General features: G+C 72.0%; 14 protein-coding genes. All 14 read right to left on the bottom strand.

Annotated elements, in window-relative coordinates; all coding sequences use genetic code 11:
• Positions 1 to 82: 82 nt before the first annotated feature.
• On the bottom strand, positions 83 to 1015 hold the full coding sequence (locus tag ACJMNC_RS11175; protein ID WP_408948029.1) for a hypothetical protein: 933 nt from the start codon (positions 1013 to 1015) through the stop codon (positions 83 to 85).
• A 54-nt stretch (positions 1016 to 1069) separates the two neighbouring features.
• A complete protein-coding gene (locus ACJMNC_RS11180; RefSeq protein ID WP_408948176.1) occupies positions 1070 to 1855 on the bottom strand; it encodes a DivIVA domain-containing protein in 786 nt (261 codons plus the stop codon).
• A 317-nt stretch (positions 1856 to 2172) separates the two neighbouring features.
• On the bottom strand, positions 2173 to 2472 hold the full coding sequence (locus ACJMNC_RS11185; protein WP_408948030.1) for a YggT family protein: 300 nt from the start codon (positions 2470 to 2472) through the stop codon (positions 2173 to 2175).
• A gap of 58 nt (positions 2473 to 2530) precedes the next feature.
• The gene (locus ACJMNC_RS11190; RefSeq protein ID WP_408948031.1) at positions 2531 to 3280 is read right to left on the bottom strand and encodes a cell division protein SepF; all 750 of its coding nucleotides are present in this window, start codon (positions 3278 to 3280) and stop codon (positions 2531 to 2533) included.
• Positions 3281 to 3341: 61 nt separating this feature from the next.
• Positions 3342 to 4103: a YggS family pyridoxal phosphate-dependent enzyme gene (locus ACJMNC_RS11195; RefSeq protein ID WP_408948032.1), complete on the bottom strand. Its 762-nt coding sequence runs from the start codon at positions 4101 to 4103 to the stop codon at positions 3342 to 3344.
• Positions 4103 to 4834, bottom strand: coding sequence for a peptidoglycan editing factor PgeF (pgeF, locus tag ACJMNC_RS11200; RefSeq protein WP_408948033.1), 732 nt, complete (start codon positions 4832 to 4834; stop codon positions 4103 to 4105). Before pgeF ends, ACJMNC_RS11195 begins: the two co-directional genes overlap by 1 nt.
• Complete coding sequence (ftsZ, locus tag ACJMNC_RS11205; RefSeq protein ID WP_408948034.1) at positions 4834 to 5988, bottom strand: cell division protein FtsZ; 1155 nt, start codon at positions 5986 to 5988, stop codon at positions 4834 to 4836. Before ftsZ ends, pgeF begins: the two co-directional genes overlap by 1 nt.
• Before the next feature lie 170 nt (positions 5989 to 6158).
• Positions 6159 to 6959, bottom strand: coding sequence for a cell division protein FtsQ/DivIB (locus ACJMNC_RS11210; RefSeq protein ID WP_408948035.1), 801 nt, complete (start codon positions 6957 to 6959; stop codon positions 6159 to 6161).
• A complete protein-coding gene (gene murC, locus ACJMNC_RS11215) occupies positions 6956 to 8467 on the bottom strand; it encodes a UDP-N-acetylmuramate--L-alanine ligase (RefSeq protein ID WP_408948036.1) in 1512 nt (503 codons plus the stop codon). Before murC ends, ACJMNC_RS11210 begins: the two co-directional genes overlap by 4 nt.
• Positions 8464 to 9609 (bottom strand): undecaprenyldiphospho-muramoylpentapeptide beta-N-acetylglucosaminyltransferase, encoded by a 1146-nt coding sequence (gene murG, locus ACJMNC_RS11220; RefSeq protein WP_408948037.1) that lies wholly within the window; start codon positions 9607 to 9609, stop codon positions 8464 to 8466. Before murG ends, murC begins: the two co-directional genes overlap by 4 nt.
• Positions 9606 to 11219 (bottom strand): putative lipid II flippase FtsW, encoded by a 1614-nt coding sequence (gene ftsW / locus ACJMNC_RS11225; protein WP_408948038.1) that lies wholly within the window; start codon positions 11217 to 11219, stop codon positions 9606 to 9608. Before ftsW ends, murG begins: the two co-directional genes overlap by 4 nt.
• Positions 11220 to 11222: 3 nt before the next feature.
• Positions 11223 to 12743, bottom strand: coding sequence for a UDP-N-acetylmuramoyl-L-alanine--D-glutamate ligase (gene murD / locus ACJMNC_RS11230; RefSeq protein WP_408948039.1), 1521 nt, complete (start codon positions 12741 to 12743; stop codon positions 11223 to 11225).
• A 7-nt stretch (positions 12744 to 12750) separates the two neighbouring features.
• A complete protein-coding gene (mraY, locus tag ACJMNC_RS11235; protein WP_408948040.1) occupies positions 12751 to 13842 on the bottom strand; it encodes a phospho-N-acetylmuramoyl-pentapeptide-transferase in 1092 nt (363 codons plus the stop codon).
• A 178-nt stretch (positions 13843 to 14020) separates the two neighbouring features.
• Complete coding sequence (locus ACJMNC_RS11240; protein ID WP_408948041.1) at positions 14021 to 16159, bottom strand: UDP-N-acetylmuramoyl-L-alanyl-D-glutamate--2,6-diaminopimelate ligase; 2139 nt, start codon at positions 16157 to 16159, stop codon at positions 14021 to 14023.
• Positions 16160 to 16173: the final 14 nt, after the last annotated feature.

Here is a 16173-nt window from a genome sequence, read left to right on the forward strand (position 1 = left end):
GCCGGATCATCGCAGTGCTGGGGCGGGCTGCTCGCTGTCGGCGAGAGGCCCGCTCACCTGGTCGAGTCTACGTCAGAGCCGGTCAGCCCTGGGAATCGTCGCCGTCGGACTGCTCGTCGGGATCGACGAAGGTGATCTTGGGCAGCGGACCGGTCTGGTCGTGCAGGATCATCGTCTCCGACGAGACCTCGTCGGCGTCGGTATCGTCGCCGGTCTCGGGCTCCGGCGGGGCCGGCCGGGTGATCGGCGGTTCGGTCCGCTCGGCGCGGCGGCGACGGCCCACATAGGGCGAGGTCGCCGGGATCGGCCCGGTCCCCGGGCCCGGCTCGGCGGGTGCGGCCGGCGGCACCGGCTGCTGCGGGTAGGGCGGCTGCGCGGCGGGCCACGGGGCGCTCGGCGGGCCGGACTGCGGGGCCGGACCCGGCTGCGGGACGGGACCGGCCTGCGGATTGGGGCCGGTCTGCGGGACCGGCGGGGTCTCCGGAACGGACGGGGCATCCGGCGCCGGGGTCGGCGTCGCGCCGGCCGAACGCTGGACCGGGAACGATCCGGTCACCGAACGGATGTAGTCGCCGGCATCGCCCTCGGCGGGTTCGCCGGTGCCCGGCCCGACCGGGGCACTGGGCGCCGGCTGCTCGGCTGCCTCGTCGGCGGCGGCTTCGGCCGCGGCGGTCAGCGGCTCGTCGACCACCAGTCCGCCGAGTCCCGCACCGCCGGCGAGCGGACGGTCCTCGGCGTCTGCGCCGTCAGCGGCGGCGGGCTGATCGGGAGCGTCGTCGCCGAGCAGCGGTTCGGCCCGCACGGCCGACTCGCGGCCGCGGATGGTGAACAGCAGATCGTCGTCGGTGCCGCCCTTGGACCGGCGGCTGGCGCGGATCGCGTCGATCAGCAGCAGCACCAGGCCCAGTGCGCAGACCACGATGCAGGCCACCGCGAGGGCGAACTGGCTGGTCACCAGGGCGACGACGAGCAGCGCGAAACCGATGAGGGTCACGCCGAGAATGACAGTCAGCACGTTCGGCCCCTCATCGGTGCGCGGCGGAAGGTGTCGAAGGACATGACGACGACGTCAGCCCTGCTGGTACCCGTTTTCCGGTGCATAGCCGCCGGCGTCGACCGGTGCGGCGCTGCCCCGCTGCTGCAGCTCCTCGAGCTGCGACTCCAGGTAGGTCTTGAGCCGGGTGCGGTACTCCCGCTCGAAGGTCTTGAGCTGTTCGATCCGGCCCTCCAGCACGCTGCGCTGCTGGTTGATGGTCGACATGATCTCGGAGTGCTTCTGCTCGGCGTCGCGCTGCAGGAACTCGGCGCGCTCGTTGGCCTGCCGGACCTGGGTCTCGGCCCGCGTCTGAGCGTCGGCGAGGACCGCCTCGGCCCGCTGGTGCGCGTCGGCCAGGGTGGCGTCGGCGCTGGCCTGCGCCTCGGAGACCATCGCATCGCTGCGCTGGCGGGCGTCGCTGAGCAGCGCCTCAGCCTCGCTGCGCGCCGAACCGGTGACCCGGTCGGCCGTGTCCTGGGCCAGTGCGAGCACGCGGGCCGCCCGAACGGAGGCTTCTTCGTCGGCGACACCGGTCTCGGCCACGGGAGCCGGTGCCGGGGCCGGGGCGACGGGGGCCGCGGGCTCGGGCGCCGCGGCGAAGGAACGGGTCTGGTCGCCGCCGGCGTTGCGCGCCTGATCCAGTTCGCCTTCGAGTTCGTCGACACGCTGCTTCAGGTCGGCGTTCTCGTCGAGCAGCCGGGCGAGCTCAGCCTCGACGAAGTCGAGGAACTGATCCACCTCGTCTTCGTTGTAACCGCGCTTACCGATCGGCGGTTTGCTGAACGCGACATTGTGCACATCAGCTGGTGTCAGCCGCATTTCGGTGTCCCCTTTGGTCATCGAGCGTGTCTCTTGAAAAACACTCTGGTCGATTTCTGACGGCGGCGGCACATCAACGGCGTCCACAGGCTGTGTACGTATGACATGTCACCAGTCGCAGTTCTATTAATACCAGTAGCACTGCGTAACTAGCGTGTCATCTTGTCACATCTGGACCAAGTGTGTCAGGTCGGGTGTCGCCGGATCGCAACGCAACCGCGTTCCCTCCGGGATTGACCCGGGCTCGGCGCAATTCGCTCCGCCGACCTCTCCATCGGCTCTCACCAGGGACGACACGACGCACGGGCCGCTCCGGACTAGCCCAGCGAACCGGCGAAGTGCCGGGTGATCTGCATTCCGATCGTCAACACCAACAACACGATCAACAACGACAAATCCAGTCGCACCGGCCCCAGACTGACCGGCTTGAGCACTCGCCGGAGGGCTTTCACGGGCGGATCGGTCAGGGTGAAGACGATCTCGACGATCACCACCACCACCCCGCGCGGACGCCAGCGCCGGGCGATGGACTGCACCATCTCGAGCACCAGACGGCCGAGCACCAGCAGCCAGTAGAGGAAGAGGACCAGATAGAAGATCCAGAGGAAAGTTGCCACGTCTTCTAGACTGCCATCTCTTCTCGCGGGGCCGCCCGTCCGGGCCGACCGGGCCGGTTCAGGACTGGTTGGTGAAGCCGGTTTCCACGGCGCGCCGCCGCTCCTCCGGGCTCACGTCGATGCCGGCCGGGGAGAGCAGGAAGACCTTGGTGGCCACCTTCTCCAGCGAGCCGCGCAGGGCGAAGGCCAGGCCGGCGGCGAAGTCGACGAGCCGCTTGGCGTCGTCGTTGCTCATGTCGACCAGGTCCATGATCACGGGATTGCCCGAGCGGAACCGCTCACCGATGGTGCGGGCCTGCGAGTAGTCGGCCGGCCGCAGGGTGCTGATCCGTCCGGCGCTCTCGTAGGACGCCTCCACCCGCGGCTCGGGAGCCAGTGCGGTGGCCCCGCGCACGGTGACGTTGGCCGAGCGGTTCAGCGGCTCGAGCCGCGGACGGGTCGACTCGGCCACCACCGGGGCGCGGCGCACAGCGGGGACGGCGGCACGCTCGGCCGGACGCTCGAGGCGGGTGCCGTAGCCGCGGTCGTCGGCGTAGCCGCCGCGGACCTGCACGGCCGCGAACTGCGCCTCGGCGTAGGCGCCCTCCTGCTCGAACTGGGCCTGCTCGTAGTCGAGCTCGTAGCCCTCGTCCTGGTAGTACGGCTCCTCGCGGCCGGCGCCGCGGTAGCGCTCGAGGTAGGCGCGTTCGCGAGCGGTCATCGCCCGCTCCTCGCCCGAGAGTTCAGCGGAGTCGGCCAGGTAGTCGTCCTCGTATTCACTCGGAGGCACCATGCCGAAATATGCCTTGAACTTCTGCATCGTCGTCATCGGACTAGCCTTCCTGAAGCCGTGGTCTGTGATCTCAATGGTTCTCTTGTTACCAATGTGACTAGGGTGAGAGTATCGGTCGCGGGCCCATGATTGCGGTTCCGACACGCACGCATGTCGATCCGTTGACGATCGCGTCTTCCAGGTCTCCGGACATGCCGGCGGAGAGCTCGACGGCCTGCGGATACCGCTCTCGGAACTGCTCGTGGACCCGGGCCGCGGCCGCCAGATGAGCGCCCGCCTCGCCGCTCAGCGGGGCGATCACCATCAGCCCGTCCAGCCGCAGCGCGTCGTCGGCGGCCAGCACCTGATCGGCCAGAGCAGGCAGGGCGCCGGCCACCGCTCCCCCACGCCGCGGATCGCCGTCCAGACTCAGCTGCAGCAGGACGCCCAGCGGTGTGGTGCGGTCCCCGCGCTCGAGACTCGACCGCGCCGCGGCGGCGAGAGCGTCGACGAGTTCGGCCGAATCGACCGACTGCACCCGGTGCGCCCAGCGGGCGACCGTGCGCGCCTTCTTGCGCTGCAGCGAGCCGATCATGTCGACGGTGAACACGCTCTCCGGCCGGTCCTCGCGCACCTGCGCCACCTTGCGTCCGGCCTCCGGCTCGCGGTTCTCGCCGAACTCGGCGGCACCGAGTTCGATCAGCAGTTCCATGTCGCGGGCCGGGAAGTACTTGGTGACCACCATCAGCCGCGCGCTCCCCGCCGGACGGCCTGCGGCGCGCTCGGCCGCCGCGACCCGCTCGCGGGCCGCCGCCAGCGACTCCGACAGCTGCGCCCGGCGCACCTGGTCCGCCGACCCCTCGCCGATCGGCCCGGCCATCACGCGGCCCCGCCGGTCTCGCGCCAGATCACCGACGCCAGCCGGCCGGTGGGAGCGCCGCGGCGGTGACTGAACAGTGCGGGGTCGTCGATCGTGCAGCGCGGATCCACCGCGATCGCCTCGACCCCGGCGGCCTCGAGCTGCGCGTACAGCCCGGCCCGGATGTCCAGGCCGGCGGTGCCCTGCCGGGTCCGGCAGGCGCTGCCCGGCAGGTGCCGCTCCACGTCGCGCTGCATCTCCGGCGGCACCTCGTAACGCTCGCCGGAGGCGGCCGGCCCGAGCAGCGCGCCGATGCGCTCCGGGCGCGCGCCCAGTCCGATCATGGTCTCGAGGACGGCGGGCAGAATGCCGATCCGGGCCCCGATCCGGCCGGCGTGCACCGCGGCGATCACCCCGGCCTCGTCGTCGGAGAGCAGCACCGGCACGCAGTCGGCGGTGAGCACCGCCAGCGCCAGATCAGGCTGTGCGGTCACCAGCGCATCGGTGGCCGGCACCGGACCGTCCACCGGGCCGTCGACGACGGTCACCGTGCGCGAGTGGATCTGTTCCATCCAGACCATCCGCTCCGGCGGCACTCCCAGGTCGCGGGCCAAGCGCTCCCGGTTGGCCGCCACCGCGGCCGGATCGTCGCCGACGTGGTCGCCCAGGTTGAACGAATCGTAGGGCGGTGCGGAGACGCCTCCGGCGCGCGTGGTCACCGCGCGCCGGGTGCGAGTCTGCGGGGCAGACATCACTTCATGAAGTCGGGGACGTCGACCTCTTCGTCGTCGAACCGGACCGCGTTGCGGCGCGGTGCGGCGCTGTCGAACGGATCGCCGGCCGGCGCCGGATTCTTACCGAAGAGCGGGTCGTCGGCCGGCGCCTTGGCCGTGGTGCCCGAGGTCTCGGACGAGACGGTGCCCGGCCTGACGGCCGCCGCCTCGGACCGCTTGCGCGGCGAGCCGCCGTCGAAGCCGGCGGCGATCACGGTGACCCGCACCTCGTCGCCGAGGTTGTCGTCGATCACGGTGCCGAAGATGATGTTGGCCTCCTCGTGCGCGGCCTCCTGGACCTGGCTGGCCGCGTCGTTGATCTCGAACAGACCCAGATCGCTGCCGCCGGCGATGGAGATGAGCACGCCGCGCGCGCCCTCCATGGAGGCCTCGAGCAGCGGCGAGTTGATGGCCGCCTCGGCCGCCTTGCGGGCCCGGTCCTCGCCGCGGGAGGCGCCGATGCCCATCAGCGCGCTGCCGGCGTCGCTCATCACGCCCTTGACGTCGGCGAAGTCGACGTTGATCAGACCCGGGGTGGTGATCAGGTCGGTGATGCCCTGCACACCGTTGAGGAGCACCTCGTCGGCGCTGCGGAAGGCGTCCATCAGGCTCACCTGCGAATCGCCGAGCTGGAGCAGCCGGTCGTTGGGGATGACGATCAGCGTGTCGCAGGACTCGCGCAGCGCCGTGATTCCCTCGTCGGCCTGGTTGCCCCGGCGCTTGCCCTCGAAGGAGAACGGCCGGGTGACCACACCCACGGTCAGGGCACCGAGCTTGCGGGCGATGCCCGCCACCACCGGCGCGCCGCCAGTGCCGGTGCCGCCGCCCTCACCGGCGGTGACGAAGACCATGTCGGCGCCCTGCAGCAGGTCCTCGATCTCGTCGCGGGCGTCCTCGGCGGCCTTGCGGCCGACCTCCGGATTGGCGCCGGCGCCCAGACCGCGGGTGGACTCGCGGCCGATGTCGAGCTTGACATCGGCATCACTGATCAGCAGAGCCTGCGCATCGGTGTTGATCGCGATGAACTCCACGCCCTTGAGGCCCTGCTCGATCATCCGATTGACGGCGTTGACGCCTCCGCCGCCGATGCCGACGACTTTGATGACAGCCAGGTAGTTGTGCGGTGGCGTCATGATGCCTTCCTGATCCGAATCAAACCCTAAAGCTCAACCAAAGGGTTATAGTTATGTCAAGTTCCGGTGTTGAGAGAGACGGTATTGACCGCCTGCACGCTCTGCCAGGAGGCGCGCCGCGTGTCGGGGATTTTTCCTGCGGATATCGCCCGGTCCGGTGCACGGCCCGGTTACGTGACCGCCGGAAACTCCGGGCTCGAGACGTTGTAGCGGCGGCCGGTGATCTTCAGCACGTGCATCAGAGCGTCTGCCTTCTCCGCCGACTGCTCGTCGTCGCCCCAGATCACGGTGCGGTCCTTGGTCAGCGAGAGGGTGATGTTCGACGGCGAGTCCGCCTGCACCCCGGTGACGATCTTCGCGAGCCAGCCGGGCAGCTCCCCCACCACCGTCAGGGCGGCCAGGGTGGTCGGATCCTGAGGACCCGGCTCGGGGACGTTCAGCGTCGGCAGGTCGCGGTAGCGGCGCCCGTCCACTCCGTCCTTGCCCATCGCGTCCTTGGACGGATAGGTGCGGTAGACCAGGCCGAGCCGGTCCATCACGCCGAGTCCGTCGTCCTCGGCCGGCACCAGCACCCGCGGGGTGCGCTCGCGCACGTCGATGGTGATGGTGGACGGATAGTTCCGTTCCACCTTGACCGTCTCCACCGCCGGGATCGTCGAGACCCGCTGAGCCACCGCGGCGGTGTCCACCTGCAGCAGCGGTGTGCCCATCGGCACGTCCGCCACCCCGAGAACCTGGCCGCGCGGGAGCGTGGTCAGCCCGTCGACGGTGACCGTGCGCACCGACATCAGCGGCGAGAAGTAGGCGACAGCCGCGAGTCCGGCGATCACGGCGACCAGGCCGATCGCGCCGAGCAGCCGCCACAGCCGACGACGGCCGGCGTCCCGGGCGGCCAGCGCCTCCGGGTCGAGGCGCCCCCGGTCGCCGCGCCGCGCGGGCTCCCGTCTCTGCTCGGATCCGCGAGTGGTCACGACAGCGAACTCAGCGCGTCCAGGATCGGCGGGGCCTGCATGGTGATGTCTCCGGCGCCGATGATCAGCACCACGTCGCCGGGCCGGGCCCGCTCGGCGACGGCCGGGGCCAGTTCGGAGATCGAGTCGACGAACACCGCCGGCACGGTGACCTGGTCGGAGATGAGCCGTCCGGTGACGCCTGGCTGCGGCTCCTCCCGCGCCCCGTAGACGTCGGCGACGATCACCTCGTCGGCCAGGCTCAGTGCGGCGGCGAAGCCCTCCGCGAATTCGGCGGTCCGCGAATACAGGTGCGGCTGGAAGACGGCGATCACCCGGCGGCCGCGGTCGTCGGCGACCAGGGTCCGGGCCGCCGACAGCACCGCCCGCACCTCGGTGGGATGGTGGGCGTAGTCGTCGTAGAGGTCCACCCCGCCGGAGCGGCCGCGGAACTCGAACCGGCGGTGCACGCCGCCGAAGCTCTCGATGCCGTCGATCAGCCGGTCGATCGATCCCGGGTCGCCGAGCAGCGCGGCGGCACCGGTGAGCGCACCGAGCGCGTTGAGTGCCATATGCCGTCCGGGCAGGGTCACCTGCAGGCTGCGCTCGACCCCCGGGCCCACCGGCGCGGCCAGCCGCACCCGATTGCTCGACCCGGTGCCCTGCGCACCCGCCTCGAGGAGTTCGGCCACCAGCGGCACCGAGGGCGCCAGGTCCGCGTGGGCGCCGGTGCCGTAGCCGAGCACCGTGACCCCGGCCGCGAGCGAGCCGGCGCAGCGGCCGCCGAACGCCGCCGCCCCCGGATCGTCGAGGCACACCACCAGCGTGCCGCCGGGACGGATCTGCGCCGCGAAGGCGTCGAAGACGTCCACATAGGCCTGTTCCGAACCGAAGAAGTCGAGGTGGTCGACCTCGATGTTGGTCACCACCACCACGTCGGGCCGGTACTCGAGCAGTGAGCCGTCGCTCTCGTCGGCCTCGGCGACGAAGACCTCGCCGCTGCCGTGATGGGCGTTGGTGCCCGATTCGTTGAGTTCACCGCCGATCGCGAAGGACGGGTCGGCCCCCTGCTGCTGCAGGGCCACCACCGCCATCGAGGTGGTGGAGGTCTTGCCGTGCGTGCCGGTGATCAACAGTGTGCGGTAGTCGGCCATCAACTGCGCCAGCACCTGCGGGCGGTAGAGGACCTCGATGCCACGCTCGCGGGCCGCGACCAGTTCCGGATTGTCGGCCGGGATGGCGGCGTGGGTGGTGACGACCACCGTGGGTCCGCCGTCGAGCAGGGTCAGCGCCGCGGGGTCGTGACCCACCTGCACCTGCGCGCCGCGGGCGCGCAGGGCGATCACTCCGCGGCTCTCCCGGGCATCCGAGCCGGAGACCTGTCCCCCGCGGGCGAGCAGGATCCGGGCCAGCCCGGACATGCCCGCGCCGCCGATCCCCACCATGTGCACCCGCCGCAGCAGGTCCGGCAGCGCCGGGCCGGGCGGGGTCAGGCCGTCGGCGCCGGCCGGTGCGGTCTGGTCGGTCATGCCCGGCCTCCCCGGCCGCGTCGGGCCCCGGCGAGTTCCAGGGCGGCCGCGGCGACGATGTCGGCCGCGTCCCGGTGCCCGATACCGGCCCCGGCCTCGCTCATGGCCGCGAGCCGCTGCGTATCGCGCAGCAGCGCGGGCACCTCGCGGCGGACCCAGTCCGCGGTCAGGTCGGCGTTGTCCACCAGCAGAGCGGCCCCGGCCTGCACGGCCGGCTGAGCGTTGAGCGCCTGTTCGCCGTTGCCGTGCGCCAGCGGCACGTACACGGCGGGCAGGCCGGTCGCGGAGATCTCGGCGACGGTCATCGCGCCGGACCGGCAGATCACCAGGTCGGCGGCGGCGTAGGCGAGATCCATCCGGTCGATGTAGCTCACCGGAACGTAGGCGGGGGCGCCGTCCGGGCTGCTGACCTCCACCGTGTTCTTGGGGCCGTGCGCATGGAGCACGCCGATACCGGCGGCACCGAGTTCCGCGGCCGCCCCGGCGACCGCGTCGTTGAGCTGCTGAGCCCCCTGCGAGCCGCCGAAGACCAGCAGGGTGGGCGCCTGCGGGTCGAGGCCGAAGAACTCCCGGGCCTGCCGGCGCACGGCCGCCCGGTCCAGGTCGGCGATCGCCGCGCGCACCGGAATGCCCACGACCTGGGCGTCGGCCAGTCCGCTGCCGGGTACGGCGGCGAGGATCCGGTCGGCGAAGCGGGCGCCGATCTTATTGGCGATGCCCGCGCTGGCGTTGGCCTCGTGGATCACCACGGGCAGGCGCCGCGCCGGACGCACCCGGCTGCGCGCCGCCAGGTAGGCCGGCAGCGCCACATAGCCGCCGAAGCCGATCACCACGTCGGCCTGGACGTCGGTGAGCACCCGGCGGGCGGCGGCCACCGACCGGCTGAGCCGGTACGGGGTCTTGAGCAGGTCCATGCCGGGGGTGCGCGGCAGCGGGGCCGGCGGAATCAGTTCCAGGCGGTAGCCGCGATCGGGCACGATGCGCGTCTCGAGCCCGCGGGCGGTGCCCAGGGCCGTGATCCGGGCCTGCGGATCGCGCCGCGCCACGGCGTCGGCGACGGCCAGGGCGGGTTCGATGTGGCCGGCGGTACCCCCGCCGGCGACCACTACGGACAGGCCAGCGGGCCGATCGTCACTGCTCACCGGTGCCTGTACTCCGTTCGCCTCGGCGCGCCGGCACTCCGCCCACCGCGACCGGTGGAGCGGCGGAGATCCTGCGGATTCCTGGCGCGTGTCTGCCCTGCAGGATAGTGGATCTCGTCGGACCGCTGATCACGCGCCCGTACACCTCGGACCGGCGGCGTCCCGGTCACCGGCCGGCGCACCCGGGCGGCGGCCGGTGCGGGCCGCGGTCCGCGGCGCGGCTCGGCCGGACGGGTGCCGGCGCTGCGCCGGCGATCGAGCCGGTCGTGCAGGCGGTCCACCGCTCGCGGCTGGTAGGCGGCCGGGGCCGGCAGCCGGAGCAGCCGGGACAGCCCTCGCTGGCTACCGGTCGAGAGCGCCGCGACCGCTTCGGGTTCGTGCCGGGCGGCGCTGGCGAGCAGGCCGAGCATGGTCAGCATGGTCAGCATCGACGTGCCGCCCTGCGAGAGCAACGGCAGCTGGATACCGGTGACCGGCAGCAGACCCACCACGTAGCCGATGTTGATGAACACCTGCGCGGTGATCAGCACGGTGATGGTGGCGCACAGCAGCCGCAGGAACGGGTCGGTGCTGCGCCGGGCGATCCGCATGCCGGTGTAGGCCAGCAGCAGGAACAGGCCCACCACCGACAGCGCCCCGATCAGGCCAAGCTCCTCGCCGATGATGGCGAAGATGAAGTCGTTGTGCGCGTTGGGCAGATAGTTCCACTTGGCGGTGGACTGCCCGAGGCCGACGCCGAAGACCCCGCCGTTGGCCAGTGCGTATTTGGCCTGGGTGGCCTGGTAGCCCGAGTCGAGCGCGTCTCCCGAGGAGTCCAGGAAGCTGAACACGCGGGCGGCGCGGTAGTCGGCGCTGAGCGCCAGCAGCGCACCGGCCAGCGCGAACAGCCCGGCGAAGCCGGCGAAGACCTGCCCGGGCAGGCCGCTGAACCAGAGCAGCGAGGCCACGATGATGCCGATGATCATGGTAGTGGACTGGTTCGGCTCCAGGATGATCAGCACGCACATGAACACCGCGACCGGCACCAGCGGGAAGAGTAGTTCCCGGCCCCAGGCGCCGACGTGTTTGCGCGAGGCCAGCAGGTGCGCGCCCCACACGCACAGCGCCACCTTGGCCAGCTCGGACGGCTGGATGGAGATGCCGGCGATGTCGAACCAGCGGCGTGCACCGTTGACCTTCACGCCGATGCTGGGCACCAGGACCAGGGCGAGCAGTGCCAGGGAGGCCACGATGCCGACGGTGGCGAAGCGGCGGAAGTAGCGGATCGGCATCTTGAGGATGCCGTAGAAGCTCAGCCAGCCGGCGATCGCGAAGATCACCTGGGTGGCGAACATGCCGTACGACGAGCTGCCTTCGGCGTAGCCCTCCACCGACGAGGCCGAGAGCACCATGATCAGACCGAGCGCCGTGAGCACCACCGCCAGCGAGACGATCAGGTGGAAGGAGGTGAGCGGCCGGGCGAGCAGGGTGCCGATCCCCTCCCGCAGGGTCGAGAGCCAGCTGCGCGCGTCCAGCCGCGGCATCGTGAAGTTGAGCTGCGGAACGGACCGGCCCGACGAGGACTCGTTCTGGTCGGTCTTCACCGCAGACTGCTGATCGGCTGCGGCCATCGCTCAGCGCTCCGCGGCGGTCGCCAGCTCGGCGGCGGCGGCGGCGAAGGCATCGCCGCGGGCGCTGTAACCGGGGAACATGTCCAGCGAGGCGGCGGCCGGCGCCAGCAGCACGGCGGTGGTGGCGGGATCGTCCTGAGCCAGCGCCCAGGCGCTGTGCACCGCCTGCGTCATCACCGCGACGGCCGGATCGCCGCCGGCCGGCAGCGTCTGGACACGATCGGCACGATCTGGGTCAGCAGTCCGATGAAGAATCACGCTCCCATCGTCCCCTGTGAATACTGAGACGGTTGGGACTTGTGGGGCGTGTCGCGCAATCGCGTCCACAATGATCTGCCGATCGGCGCCGATCGCGATTACCCCGGCCAGCCGATCGGCGCTGCGCTGCACCAGCTCGTCGACCGGCGCACCCTTGAGCAGGCCGCCGGCGATCAGCACCACCCGCTGCTGGCCGTCGATCGCGGCCTGCGCAGCGTGCGGGTTGGTGGCCTTGGAATCGTCGACGAAGCGCACCGGACCGATCGAGGCGACCACCGCACCGCGGTGCGCCCCGGGGGTGAAGCCGGCCAGTCCGCGGGCCACCGCATCGACCGGCACCCCGATCGAGCGGGTCAGCGCGGCGGCGGCCAGCGCATCGGCGATGCCCGACGGCCCGGACGGCCGGACCCGGTCGGCCGGCAGCAGCTCGGCCGGCGCACCGTCGGTGAAGGCGGCGTCGACGAGCACGCCGTCGCGCACGCCGAGCTCGCCGCGGGCCGGAGCGCCCAGGGTGAAGCCCACGCGCCGGGACGGCGGTTCCACCGGCAGAGCGCCGGCCACCGCATCGTCGAGGCCGACCACCGCAATCCGGCCGCGCAGCACCCGCGCCTTGGCGTCCCGGTACGCGGCGAAGGAGCCGTGCCAGTCCAGGTGATCATCGGCCACATTGAGCACCACCCCGGCATCCGGACGCACCGACGGCGCCCAGTGCAGCTGGAACGACGACGCCTCCACGCACAGCACCTCGGCGCGCGGCTGCGCGCGCAGCGCGTCGAGCACGGTCAGGCCGATGTTGCCGCAGGCCACCCCGGCGATGCCGGCCGCCTGCAGGACGGCCTCGGTCATCGACGTGGTGGTGGTCTTGCCGTTGGTGCCGGTGATCACCAGCCAGCGGCGCGGCGGGCCGGTCAGCCCGGCCCGGTCGGCACGCCAGGCCAGCTCCACATCGCCCCACACCGGCACGCCGGCGGCCGCGGCCGCGGTGAGCACCGCATCGTCGGGGCGGAAGCCCGGCGAGGTGACCACCAGGTCGATGCCGGTGAAGGCGCCGGGACGGTCGGCGTAGTCGGCCGGAACCGCGGTCTGCGCGCCGGACGGCACGGCGGCGTCCGGATCGGCGAACCTCCGGTCCACCAGGATCGCCTCCGCACCCCACTCGGTGAGCGCGGCCAGCACCGCGACGCCGGTGGTGCCGGCACCGGCGATCAGCACCCGCGCGCCGCTCAGGTGCAGGCGCGCCGGATCGTCGTCGACACGGGGAGTCATCGGCCGGTCAGCCGCCGGTCTGGCTGACGAACTCGCCGTAGAACAGGCCCAGGCCGAGCGCACACGAGGTGGCCGCGAGCAGCCAGAACCGGATGATCACCGTGGTCTCGGCCCAGCCGCCCAGTTCGAAGTGGTGATGGAAGGGCGCCATCCGGAAGGCGCGTTTGCCGGTGGTCCGGAAGTAGCCGATCTGAATCACCACCGAGACGATCTCGGCCACGAACAGCGCGCCGATGACCACCATCAGCAGTTCGGTGCGGGTGGTGATCGACAGTCCGGCCACCAGGCCGCCCAGGGCCAGCGAGCCGGTGTCGCCCATGAAGATCTTGGCCGGGGCCGCATTCCACCAGAGGAAGCCCAGGCAGGCGGCCGCAGCGACCATGGCCACCAGCGCCAGGTCGTGCGGGTCGCGCACGTTGTAGCAGCCGTTGGCATTGGCGCCCGGCTCGAGCACCTGGCAGGAGTTGCGTTCCTGCCACATGGTGATCAGCACGTAGGTGCCCATCACCATCGCGGCCGAGCCGGCGGCCAGCCCGTCGAGCCCGTCGGTGAAGTTCACCGCGTTGGACCAGGCGGCCACCACCAGCCAGCAGAAGATGACGAAGCCGACGGCGGTGAGACTGATCGCGTTGATGTCCCGGACGTACGACAGCTTGTCGCTGGCCGGGGTCAGATCGGCGCCGTTGCGGAACTGCAGCAGCAGAATGCCGAAGATGATGGCGGCGGCGAACTGGCCCACCGACTTGGCGGTCTTGTTCAGGCCCAGGTTGCGCTGCTTGTGGATCTTGATGAAGTCGTCGAGGAAGCCGACGGCGCCGAGTGCGGTCGCCAGCCCCAGGACCAGCAGGCCCGACGCGGTGGGGCCGCCGTCGCCGATGGCCGCACTGTAGATGTAGGAGCCCAGGTAACCGGCCCAGATGGCCACCAGGATGGCCACGCCGCCCATCGACGGGGTACCCCGCTTGGCCTGGTGGCTCTGCGGCCCCTCGGTGCGGATCTCCTGGCCGAACCCCTGCCGGGAGAACACCCGGATCAGCACCGGCGTCAGCAGGATCGACACCACCAGTGCGATCGCACCGCCGATCAGGATCTGAGTCACTGCATGCGTCCTTCTGCCCTATCTTCCGTCACGACGTCTCGTCTCGACGACCGGCGCGGACCCCTGTCCGGCCGAGGAATGAATGTACTGTGCCCGGGCCCGATCACCCGGGAACGACTCCCGTGCGCTTGTTCATTGTGTCCGCTCCGGTATCCGACGGTGACGTCCGGGTACCGATTCAGCTGTCCCGCACCGACACCGCGAGCCCCGCCCGCTCACGCCAGTAGGTCAGCAGCGCGTCCGCGAGGCCCTCGCCGCCGGCCACCACCACCACGTCACCGGCCCGCGGCGCGTCGTCGGCCGGACCGGCCTCGAGGGCGGCCACCAGCTCGTCGGGGGTGCGGTAGAAGTCCGCCTCCTCTCCCCACGAACCCTCCATCACCGCTCCCTGGTGCAGTGCCCGGGCCACCCGGGTGGCGCCGACGGCCACCGTCTGGTCCACCGCCAGCCGGACCGCCTGCCGGCCGAGCAGATCGTGCTGCACCGCCCGGGCGTTGTCGTCGGTGCCCTCTCCCGGGTCGGCGGCCAGCTCACCGAAGAACGCCCAGGTCCGGCGTCCGGGACCGGACTGCTCGCCGGCACCGCCTCGGTGTGCGCTGCCGGCCCCGGTGTCGGCGGCGTGGGCCACCATCTCGCGCAGCAGGGTTCGGGCTCGGCTCACATCCGCGCCGGCGGGGGCGACGAAGGCCGTCAGCACTCCGGCGCCGTCCTGATCCGTCCGGGGCCCGGACGTGCGGCCGGCGCGCGCCGTCTCGAGCGCCCGGCCCAGCTCCACCCGGTCGTCGAAGGGCAGCACCGTCTCGCCCACCTGCTGTCCGGTCTCGTGGCCCTTGCCGGCCACCAGCACGATGTCGCCGGGCTGCGCCCAGGTCACGGCCGCATCGATCGCCGTCGCGCGGTCGCCGATCTCCCGGATCTGCGCGGCGCGGCGCTGGTCGCCGGTCACCTGTTCGGCGCCGGACAGCACCGCCGCCCGGATCGCGGCGGGGTCCTCGCTGCGCGGATTGTCGTCGGTGACGATCACCAGGTCGGCACCGCGGGCCGCCGCGGCCCCCATCAGCGGGCGCTTCTCGGTGTCCCGGTCGCCGCCGGCACCGAGCACCACCGCGATCCGGCCCGGGTGGCCGGCGCCGAGTGTCTCGAGCACGGCCTGCACCGCCGCGGGCTTGTGGGCGTAGTCGACGACGGCCAGGAAGTCCTGGCCCCGGTCGACCTTCTCCAGCCGGCCCGGCACGGCGACCTGCGTCAGGCCCTCCGCGGCGACCGGCACCGGCACCCCGGCGGTGTGCGCGAGCGCGACGGCGAGCAGGGCGTTGGCCACGTTGTAGGCGCCCGGCAGCGGCACCGTCAGCACCTCCTCGGACCCGTCGGGGGCGGCGGCGAGCACCGTCTGCGTCCCCGCGTCCTCGGCGATTCGCCCGGCCACCGACCAGTCCGCCCGGCCCCGGGTGGACACCGTCGCCACCTTCTCCGCGCCGGACCGGGCGCGCTGGGCCATCCGCTCGCCCCAGTCGTCGTCGACGCAGATCACCGCCTGCACTGCCCGCACCGGGGAGGTCCCGTCGAAGAGCCGCGCCTTGGCCTCGAAGTACTCCTCCATGGTGTGGTGGAAGTCCAGATGGTCCTGGGACAGATTGGTGAAGCCGCCGACGGCGAACCGGCAGCCGTCGACCCGGCCCAGCGAGAGCGCATGGCTGGAGACCTCCATGACCACCGCGGTGACGCCCCGCTCGGCCATGACCGCCAGCGTCCGCTGCAGATCCGGGGCCTCCGGGGTGGTCAGCGCGCTGGGCACCGGCCGGCCGTCGATCCGGATGCCCACGGTGCCGATCAGCCCGACCACCTCGCCGGCGGCGCGCAGCGCCGCCTCGGTCAGGTAGGCGGTGGTGGTCTTTCCGGAGGTGCCGGTGATACCGATCAGGGTGAGCCGGTCCGAGGGGTCGTCGTAGATGCGCGACGAGATCAGTCCGAGCACCTCGCGCGGCGCGGGATGCACCAGGGCGGGCACCTGCACGCCGCGTTGAGCCAGCAGGTCGGCGCCGGCCGGGTCGGTGAGCACGGCCACGGCACCGCGGGCGACCGCGTCGGCCGCGTACGCCCCGCCGTGGGCGCGCGTACCGGGCAGCGCGGCGAAGAGTTCACCGTCGCCGGCCCGCTGAGCCCGCAGGGTGGCCCCGACGACCACCGTGTCCCCGGAACCGAGCAGATCGGCGCCGGTCAGCCGGGCCAGTTCGGCCAGTGAGACACCGGCGATCCGTTCGGGCCGCACAATGCCCGGCGCACCCGGATCGCCCGCTGCCGCAGAGTTGTCCACCACTGTCCTCGTCACAC

Source organism: Gordonia sp. VNK21 (assembly GCF_046098115.1).
In the GTDB taxonomy this organism is placed as follows: Bacteria; Actinomycetota; Actinomycetes; order Mycobacteriales; family Mycobacteriaceae; genus Gordonia.

Coding starts and splice junctions, on each gene's coding strand:
- ACJMNC_RS11180 (WP_408948176.1), bottom strand. CDS start 1,855: ATGCGGCTGACACCAGCTGATGTGCACAATGTCGCGTTCAGCAAACCG.
- ACJMNC_RS11190 (WP_408948031.1), bottom strand. CDS start 3,280: ATGACGACGATGCAGAAGTTCAAGGCATATTTCGGCATGGTGCCTCCG.
- ACJMNC_RS11195 (WP_408948032.1), bottom strand. CDS start 4,103: ATGGCCGGGCCGATCGGCGAGGGGTCGGCGGACCAGGTGCGCCGGGCG.
- pgeF (WP_408948033.1), bottom strand. CDS start 4,834: ATGTCTGCCCCGCAGACTCGCACCCGGCGCGCGGTGACCACGCGCGCC.
- ftsZ (WP_408948034.1), bottom strand. CDS start 5,988: ATGACGCCACCGCACAACTACCTGGCTGTCATCAAAGTCGTCGGCATC.
- murC (WP_408948036.1), bottom strand. CDS start 8,467: ATGACCGACCAGACCGCACCGGCCGGCGCCGACGGCCTGACCCCGCCC.
- ftsW (WP_408948038.1), bottom strand. CDS start 11,219: ATGGCCGCAGCCGATCAGCAGTCTGCGGTGAAGACCGACCAGAACGAG.
- murD (WP_408948039.1), bottom strand. CDS start 12,743: ATGACTCCCCGTGTCGACGACGATCCGGCGCGCCTGCACCTGAGCGGC.